Here is an 8,533-nt window from a genome sequence, read left to right as displayed (position 1 = left end):
GAACTCGAGTGGGTAGGGCTTGGGCATGGTGACATCCTTCCAGCGGAGACGAATCTCCACAGGTCAGGAGTCAACCAAACCGGGGGCAGTCCCACTTGTTTGACGTCCGGGTCGTTGGTCGGATCGGCGAACGAGATGCGGGTTTCCCGGTCAGATACTTCCGCTGCCTGCCAGTCGGGTTCGGGGGTTTCACCAAATCACAGCGACCCCGTAATCATTGAGCACTTTCCGCAGCGGCTGAAATCCATTTCAGACTGAGAAGCGATCTCTTCCAATGACGCTCAAGCGGCCTCGTCACCTGAATTCATTCCACTCATTAGAAAGAACGAATCCCTCAGCACACGTCCTCGTTGGCTTTGTCGTGCCGGCTAGTCGAAAGCGTAATAGAGATTTCGCACGCGCACCTGCCACCGCAGAACGACATTTCGAAGCTCTTGCGGGTCACCCATGGAAGGGTCAGAATCTGGCATCCGGTGAACGAATACGTCGGTGACCCCGACATCGAAAATGCCTCCCGTAATTCCGTCCTCCCGGAAGATAAGGAGCGGGCGTCGCATCCCAAATAAGATTCCGGCTTCAAGCTGATTCCACGGACTAGGAAACAAACGGGGTTCGGACAGCGTTTGTTCCATACTCGTGCCCAGCTTGGACACGCCGTTCAAGCTGCGGAACTGCTCGAACCCTAAGATCACCGCTCCAAAGCATGATCGAGCGATCACGGCTACTTCGCGGAGAGGGTAATCGAGCGGGTAATCCGTTCGGCTTAGAGCCCTCGGTTCGAATCCGAACTCTTCGAGCAGAGTGACGATGCGTGCCCTTACGATTTCCTGCGACGGATTTAGGTGGGTAGGAGCGCTCACAAAGACCGGAATCTGCATATTCTAAACCTAGAGGCCCGCGGCGGCGTGGTCGAGATCGAGGTCGATGATGCTCAACGGAATTCCCCATCCTGGGCATAATTCCGGACTCCTTCCGGGACGATCATCGCCCCAACTCAGGTGTCCGGGAAACCCGGGACAGGTCAGGCCGACTGTGTACCGTAGCCAATGATTTGTGCACCGTAAATGGTCGTACTCCACGCTGCGAAGCTATTTGCGCGAGACACCGCCGTGAGCAGGTCAAGACCAGCCGCTAGCCCGTGCCCGAGGGCACCACAGAAGGCATCGCCTGCGCCGCTGGTGTCCACAGATTCGACCTCCACAGGAGGGACCAACAACGCGCCTCCAGCCTTTCTCGACGCGTAAACCGCCACACCATCACTACCAAGAGTGACAACCACCTGTCCTGCGAAGTCCAACTGGGCGACACAGTGGTCCACATCCGACATCGTAATTGGGGTCTGAGTATTCGCTAATCGACCCAATTCTGCACGGTTGGGAACGATGATGTCCGTGAACGCCAAAATTTCAGAGAGATCCGTCGAGTTCGCGGGCATAGGGGCAGGATTGAGAATGAATATTCCTTTGCTGCACTTGGCGGCAGCGAGTACCGAATCGAGGTCGATCTCAAGTTGAGACATCACAACTGCGGGGTTTGCTGTCCCAAGGTAAAGTTCGACGTCCTCGGCACGTACATGAGCGTTAGCACCCTGGTCCACGATGATGACGTTCTCGCCGCCAGGGTCCACCAGGATGGTGGCCGTGCCTGTGGCGGCCCCGCTCACGACCCGCACATTCGTCACGGGAACACCTCGCGCTTGAAGGACGTCCATTAGGAATATTCCCTCACGGTCTTCGCCTACGCACGATAGAAACGTGACGCCACTTCCCAAAGCGGCCGCGGCCACTGCCTGGTTGGCACCCTTTCCTCCAGCGCCGACACTCTTTCGAAGGCTCATAAGGGTTTCTCCTGGCCGTGGCAAATGCGGCAGCCTGAATGTGGTGTCAACGTTAACCGAGCCAACAACGCAAAGGTCCTGAGTGTGCTGTTGGAGATTCACTGCCTCCGCCCGAGCTCGTCCATCGCACCGAGGACGAGATCCCAATATCCTGCTGTATCCAATTTCATCGCCACGCTTGCGTTGGGGGACTTCCTATATCTTTTGTGCAGGTCGACGACTGTAGTTCCTCGAGTCCATTCACCTTTTGTTTCGACAGCCAGGAAACACTCTTGCCAAGTGATCAGCTCAGGTTTGATCAATGCAGCTATCGTGCAAGGGTCATGGACTGGCGGAGAATCAAAGTTCCAAACTGCGTGATAAGAGGAACCAAAGAAGCCCATCCACTCTCCGCAGATCCGCCCGATTGAATGGCGCATGGCTTGCATCCGAGCAACGACCTCCGGGGTGGCCAAAGCTTGGTGGGTCAGATTGAGTCCGACCATTCTGATCGGTATTCCAGAAGTGATGACAATGTCTAAGGCCTCAGGGTCTGCATAGGTGTTGAATTCGGCAGTCGGTGTATGGTTTCCACGCTCAGTCGAACCACCCATAAAGACTATTTCAGCCACTTTCGCCACTGCCTCTGGGTGATTCTGTATCAGCGTTGCGACGTTGGTGATGGGCCCTGTGGCCACAATTGTCACTGGACGGTCGGACGATTCGAGGACCAGATGCATCAGCTCGACAGCGGACTTTTCAGACAGCCGGAATCCGGGTTCGGGCATTTCGGGTCCGTCCAGGCCGCTGGGCCCGTGGACATAGTTTCCCAGCTCGCTCAATCCGGCTAAGGAGCCCGCGGCACCGCGGGCCACGGGGATATTTGTAGCCCCGGCCAGCGTGAGAATTCTTAAGGCATTTCGGGTCGCGTCCTCGATCGAGCAGTTCCCGAATGTGGTCGTGACTGCTCGCAAGTCAATGCGAGGCGATTGGACCGCCAGAAGGATTGCGATGGCATCATCGTGTCCGGGATCGCAGTCAAGAATGATGGGGATGGGGGCAAGCTTTTCGCTCACGCCGCAACCTCGTCTTTGTTGAGCCACCGCACCATAGAGGCCATGAGCGCGTCGAAACCTGGCCATTGAAGGAATTCATTGGGGCACCAGTGCGGACCGATGTCGCTGGTCCAGACCAGCGACCGACCAGTGCCGTATTCAGCTGTGGCGATGAGTACGTCACCGTTGACGGTGGCTACGACTTGGGCCTCCGGTTTTGCAATTACCCGGTTGTACCCCAGCAGGGCGGGAGGGTTCTGCGTCCATGCGCGTCCGATCACGTGCTCCGGGACGCTCAAAATCGGGACGACGCCCTCGGGCACTTCGACCCTGTCGTCGTAGTCGCTCATCGTCACGGGCAAGATGTCCGCCAACGGACTCCGCGCAAAGTTAGCGCGTGCCTGGAACCCCTGAAAGCTCAAATAGCCTCCGGCCATCATTAGCGCACCGCCACCTCGCACCCACTCACACAGGTTTCTTAGCCGGTTGGTGCTCGGTCGACCCTGCAGCCAAGTTTCTTGTGGCAACAGAAAGGAGTTCGCACCAATATCCGAGAGGATTATGACGTCGTAAGCGTTGAGGGCTTCTAAATCTGCAGGGAATCGTTCCGGCACATCGTGGGCGTACATCTGGTCCACCAGGATGCCCTGGCGGCCGAGTGCTGCGATGTAGTCGTCGGCGCCGGAGTGGAATGTGACGCTTGAGAAGCTGTCAAACCCTTTGAAGTGGGTGGATTGGGATACCCAGGATTCGCCGGCTAGAAGTACGCGTACCATTTATCTTTTCCTCACAGTTATCAATCGGTGGCTTCGGTTTTGGGCCATTGGTTGTTCGGTCGTGTCGGACACAATTCCATCCTGTTGGGGCCAAGAGCAAAATGCTCATGCCTGTGTCCGAAGCTTGGCCCACCCTTGCCTTACGCGGTAGGGAGAGGGCGGAGTGGATCAGTCTGTTGCAGCTATAGAAATAATCCACAAGGAGAGCAATCTGTCTTGCATAGTCATTGCGCGGTGGCCCCGGTCATCGGATACGACCCACGACGCGGCTGACAAGGTTTCCGTTAAGGAGGATCGCAACGATGAGTATGATTCCCTGGGTGATGGGCACCCAGTAGACGTCGACCTGGAGTAACACGAGGCCGTTGGCTATGACTCCAAGAGTCATCGCGCCGATCATGCTGCCAATGACCGAGCCGCGGCCACCCATAAGGCTGGTGCCCCCGAGTACCACTGCCGTGATCACTTCAAGCTCGAAACCCGTTCCTGAGTTCGACGAGCCGCTGGCAAGGCGAGTTGAAACGAGCACACCTGCAACAGATGCAAATAAGCCAGTCAAAACCAGAGCCCACATCTGCAGACGCCGGATGTCGACGCCTGATCGTCGGAGTGCTTCGGCATTAGAGCCGACGGCCACGACGTATCGCCCGAATCGTGTCTGCGTGAACACGTACCAGCCAACCAAAACGGTTGATATGGCTATCCACGTTGGTGTGTACAAACCGAGGAACTGACCTTGGCCGATCGCGAGGAGCCAGTTGACCTCGATAGGGGTGCTGTACCCCTGTGTGATCAGTAATGCGACGCCGCGCACAGCGATTAAAGCCGCGAGCGTCACGATGAACGACTGAAGCTTTCCGTATGCGGTGAGGTAGCCATTGATCAGCCCTATCCCTGCGCCAACAGCCAACGTTGCGGCCAGGGCCAGTAGAGGATTTCCTGTTTTCGCCATTAGGCCTAGAACAGAGGCGCTGAGTCCGACGATGGATCCGACAGACAGATCGATGGCACCGGTGGTGATTACGAAAGTCATCAGTGTCGCAACTACGACCGTTGGCGCTATCTGTCGCCCAATGTTGACCAAATTGTCGACCGTGAGGAAAGCGTCCGCTCGAATGCTGAAGAAGACAAACAGAACGATGAAGACGGCGAGAATAGAGAGAACATTGAAGTGCGCCGTGGCGAATTCGTGAAGCGGGCTTCCTTGGGTCCGTCGGGTGTCGACGCGAACTTCACCTTCGGCGTTGGCGGCCATTTATTTTCCCATCATTGCTGTGACAAGACCAGATAGGTCCGTATCTGCCGGAACAAGTTCGCGCCACACCGCGCCTTCGTAGAGCACCACGAATCGATCAGCGACTTCAAAGAGGTCCTGTAATCGGTGTGTAATCAGAATCACGCTGACTCCTCGCGAGGAGATATCTCTCACTAGCTGAAGAACCGTTTCAACTTCTTTGGCGGCCAATGCTGCAGTTGGCTCATCCAGAACGAGCACCTTCGGATCAAAAGTCACGGCCCTGGCAATGGCAATCGCCTGACGCTGTCCACCCGAGAGCGTGCCAACACCTTGTCGAGTCTTTTTTACGCGAATGTGCAGTCGTTCGAGATGCTCAAGCGCTTGCGCGTGCATCTCTTTATGATCTAGGCGGCGTGACCACGGGTGGTACAGCTCGCGTCCCAGGAAGAGATTTGAAGCGACATCCAGGTCGTTGCACAATGCCAGGTCTTGGTAGACCATCTCGATGCCGTGCGCCCGTGCCGAGCGCGGTCCAGAGCGCAAGAGCTCAACGCCGTCAATCAACATTTTTCCGGAATCCGGAATCTCAGCGCCAGCGAGCATCTTCATCAGGGTCGACTTTCCCGCGCCATTGTCACCGACCAGCCCTATGACTTCCCCGGGTGCGATCTGGAGGTTGACCCCTCGAAGGGCCTCAATCGCGCCGAAACTCTTTCGGATGTCAACCATCTCGACGCGATAGGGGTTCTCATTGATTGTCATAGGGGTCAACCTCCTTGTTGATGCGATGGGTCAGGGAAAGATCTTGCGATATGGCTCGACGTTAGCTTTCGTCACGATTGTTATCGGAACGTCGATGAACCCCTTAGCTGTACCGCCGCCGATTAGTCTCTTTAGCTCCCCGACCGCCTCAACGCCCTCCTGCTTGGGGTCTTGTTGCACGACAGCCGTTACGAGCCCTGAGTCGAGGCCAGCGATCACTTCCTTGGTCAAGTCCCACCCAATGATCTTGGTCCGAGAGTTGCCTTTCAGGGCTGCGACCGCGCCAACTGTCGCCGGCTCGCCTGTTGTGTAGACGAAGTCCAGCTTCTCCTGCGCGGTGAGCAAATTCTGCGCAGCAGTCGCAGCCTTCTCCTGGACGTTGTCTCCACTCACACTCTGGGTGTACTTTGCTCCGGCGCCGTTCACTACCTTGACGAAACCGTCTTCACGCTGGTTCTGAATGAATGAGTTCTTTGCGTCCACTACCCCGTAGGACGCGTTCGCGGCCAGCTTATTGTCCAAGACCCACTGCCCAATTTTGGCGCCGGCCTTCTCGTTGTCCACGCCTACCGTGGTATCCACTGCCCCGTCTTTCAGGGCGGTGTCGACTGCAATGGTTTTGATGCCTTTGTCTCGTGCAGCCTTGACGGCAGGCAGGACACCATTATTGTCAATGGCCACCACGATGATTCCGGTCATGCCCTGAGACACAAAAGCTTCGATGTCGCTATTCTGCTTGGCAGAATCGTTGTTTGCATTTGCGATGGTTAGAGTGCAACCGACGTCCTTTGCGGCCTTAGTCGCTCCCTCATTCATCTGAGTGAAGAAAGCAGCTGTCTGGTTGATCTGGGTCATGCCAATTTTGCACTTGCTGCTTGCGGAACCCGAAGTTCCGCCCGATGGTGACCCCGTCCCGCTGCAGCCCGCCAATAGCAACCCCAAAGCGGTTGCCGCAGCGATGGCACCAAGTGTGCGATCGGATCTTGACATTGAATGCCTCATTGCATCTCCTGAAACTCGACGTATAGAACTTGGTAAAGGTTTACCGAGCCCTACAATAAGCACCGTACACCCCAATCGGAAGTCACAAATGCGTAACGGCGATTGGCGTCCCGTACGACAAGGAGAAAATCTTAGTGATCCAGGATGACAAAAATGCCGCGATCACTATCCACGACGTCGCAGCGCATGCTGGTGTGTCCACTGCGACGGTGTCCAGAGCGCTGAATAATAGTCGGCCTATGTCCGATGAGCTCCGAAATCAGGTGCTTGTTTCGGTCCAGGCGCTTGGATATCGAGTCAATTTGCTGGGTCGCGCACTGCGGTTGAGGCGCACGTTCTCCTTGGGCCTCGTCGTCCCGGACTTGGAGAATCCTTTCTTCTCCGCCCTCGCTCAACGAGTAAGTCGAGCATTTATTGATTCGGACATCGACGTCTTTATCTACAGCGCCGACAACGACATCGAACTGGAGCGTCGAGCGATTCAGGCCTTTCTCGGGCGGCAAGTCGACGGCTTGGTCCTTATTCCGTGCAGCGAAATTGAGAGCAAGGACAACGTCCTCCTTGCCGATCGAACTGTTTCAACTGTTCAATTCGACCGATTGGTCCTATCCGTGCCAACACGATACGTCGGATGCGACAACGGACATGGAATGAACCTCGTTGCTGAACACCTAAAAAAGAACGTAGATCTTCAGCGGCAGCCACCTATTTTCATTGGAGCGGGCCCTGCGTCTTCGTCCGGTCATCAAAGACTGTCGGCTTTCAAAAAGGCCATGCCCGAAGCCAAAACCCTTCTAGGATCTTTCAGTTTCGAATGGGGACAGAATGCTGCCCACGAATTGGTCGATCAGGGAATCACCTCGGGGGCAATAGCGACAGCCGCCGACGTGATCGCCCTGGGCGTCATCGCCGGAGTACAGGAGCGCGGATACCGCGTCCCGGAAGATTTTCGCGTGGTTGGCTTCGACGATGTCGGCGTTTCCTTTCTTGCACATCCCGCGCTGACATCTGTTCGCCAACCGGTTGACAAGATGACTGCAACGATCGTTGAAATGGTCATGAACAGCGCTACGGGCGTCGACAATGTGGCAAACCAGGCAAAAACTATTTTCAAGCCCGACTTGATCGTCCGACAGTCCAGCCCTTTACGAAAAGTCTGAGCTCGCGACGGCACAGCGTGCCTTCATTGCTGAGAAATGCAATTGAAATTATCCGATGAGCTAACGATTCGAAGTCTCGTGAGTTAGTCCTGCAAAACTCATCAAAAGCTGCGCGTTGAATCTCAAAAAATAGTGGACATCGTTTTGGGAACGAAGTACGCGGAGTGTTCAGAAGGAACAATGTGAAGCGCCCCGGGTTTGATGCCGCTCCTATGCGGGTTGCGGCTCTCGGTTGAGGGTCGCGTAGTGGGCTTTCTCGAACTCGGCTGGTGAGACGTAGCCGAGGCTTGAGTGAAGCCTACGAGTGTTGTACCAATCGACCCAGCCGGCGGTCGCGAACTCGACGTCCGCGATCGTCTTGTAGGGGCCATCGTGGAACACCGTCGTGCGGATGCACTCGGCTTTGTAGAGTCCGTTGATCGTCTCCATCAGGGCGTTATCGTATGCATCGCCGACGGATCCAATCGAGGGCGCGATGCCGTCAAGTGCGAGCTTGTCGGTATAGGCCAGGGAAACATATTGAGAGCCCGCGTCCGAGTGTGCTCGCAGCTGCTGGGGCTGGATGGGGTGGCCTTGCCGGCCACGTTCCCAGAGGGCCATCCTCAGCGGGATCATGACCAGCTCGACATGTTTGCTGGTCTGCGCATGCCAGGCGATGATCCTCTGCGAGTAGACGTCGACGGTGAACGCGACGTAGACCCACCCGGCCCAAGTGCGGCAATAGG

General features: G+C 56.3%; 9 protein-coding genes. 1 reads left to right on the top strand and 8 read right to left on the bottom strand.

Annotation, left to right across the window (positions count from 1 at the left end):
• Window positions 1-368 precede the first annotated feature (368 nt).
• From ABIB54_RS17355 to ABIB54_RS17325, 7 genes are all read right to left on the bottom strand, one after another.
• Window positions 369-878, bottom strand: coding sequence for a hypothetical protein (locus ABIB54_RS17355; RefSeq protein ID WP_354576782.1), 510 nt, complete (start codon window positions 876-878; stop codon window positions 369-371).
• A 143-nt stretch (window positions 879-1,021) separates the two neighbouring features.
• Window positions 1,022-1,939 (bottom strand): ribokinase, encoded by a 918-nt coding sequence (locus tag ABIB54_RS17350; protein ID WP_354576781.1) that lies wholly within the window; start codon window positions 1,937-1,939, stop codon window positions 1,022-1,024.
• Window positions 1,936-2,892, bottom strand: coding sequence for a nucleoside hydrolase (locus tag ABIB54_RS17345; RefSeq protein WP_354576780.1), 957 nt, complete (start codon window positions 2,890-2,892; stop codon window positions 1,936-1,938). Before ABIB54_RS17345 ends, ABIB54_RS17350 begins: the two co-directional genes overlap by 4 nt.
• Window positions 2,889-3,647: a glutamine amidotransferase gene (locus ABIB54_RS17340; protein WP_354576779.1), complete on the bottom strand. Its 759-nt coding sequence runs from the start codon at window positions 3,645-3,647 to the stop codon at window positions 2,889-2,891. Before ABIB54_RS17340 ends, ABIB54_RS17345 begins: the two co-directional genes overlap by 4 nt.
• Before the next feature lie 244 nt (window positions 3,648-3,891).
• Window positions 3,892-4,902, bottom strand: coding sequence for an ABC transporter permease (locus ABIB54_RS17335; RefSeq protein WP_354576778.1), 1,011 nt, complete (start codon window positions 4,900-4,902; stop codon window positions 3,892-3,894).
• Window positions 4,903-5,646 (bottom strand): ATP-binding cassette domain-containing protein, encoded by a 744-nt coding sequence (locus ABIB54_RS17330; RefSeq protein ID WP_354576777.1) that lies wholly within the window; start codon window positions 5,644-5,646, stop codon window positions 4,903-4,905. It lies immediately after the preceding gene.
• Between the two features lie 30 nt (window positions 5,647-5,676).
• Entirely contained in the window at window positions 5,677-6,501 is an 825-nt protein-coding gene (locus ABIB54_RS17325; RefSeq protein ID WP_354576776.1) for a substrate-binding domain-containing protein, read from the bottom strand.
• A gap of 281 nt (window positions 6,502-6,782) precedes the next feature.
• On the opposite strand from ABIB54_RS17325, the gene ABIB54_RS17320 reads away from it, so the two are divergent.
• Window positions 6,783-7,808, top strand: a complete 1,026-nt coding sequence (locus tag ABIB54_RS17320) for a LacI family DNA-binding transcriptional regulator (protein ID WP_354576775.1) — start codon at window positions 6,783-6,785, stop codon at window positions 7,806-7,808.
• A 210-nt stretch (window positions 7,809-8,018) separates the two neighbouring features.
• On the opposite strand, the gene ABIB54_RS17315 is transcribed toward ABIB54_RS17320, so the two are convergent.
• The coding region (locus ABIB54_RS17315) for an integrase core domain-containing protein (RefSeq protein ID WP_354576774.1) at window positions 8,019-8,533 on the bottom strand (515 nt) is incomplete at its 5' end.

It is taken from the genome of Frigoribacterium sp. UYMn621, from assembly GCF_040549525.1.
Lineage (GTDB): Bacteria > Actinomycetota > Actinomycetes > Actinomycetales > Microbacteriaceae > Lacisediminihabitans.
Note: the sequence above shows the minus strand (reverse complement) of the source record. Positions and strands in the feature narration are given on the sequence as shown.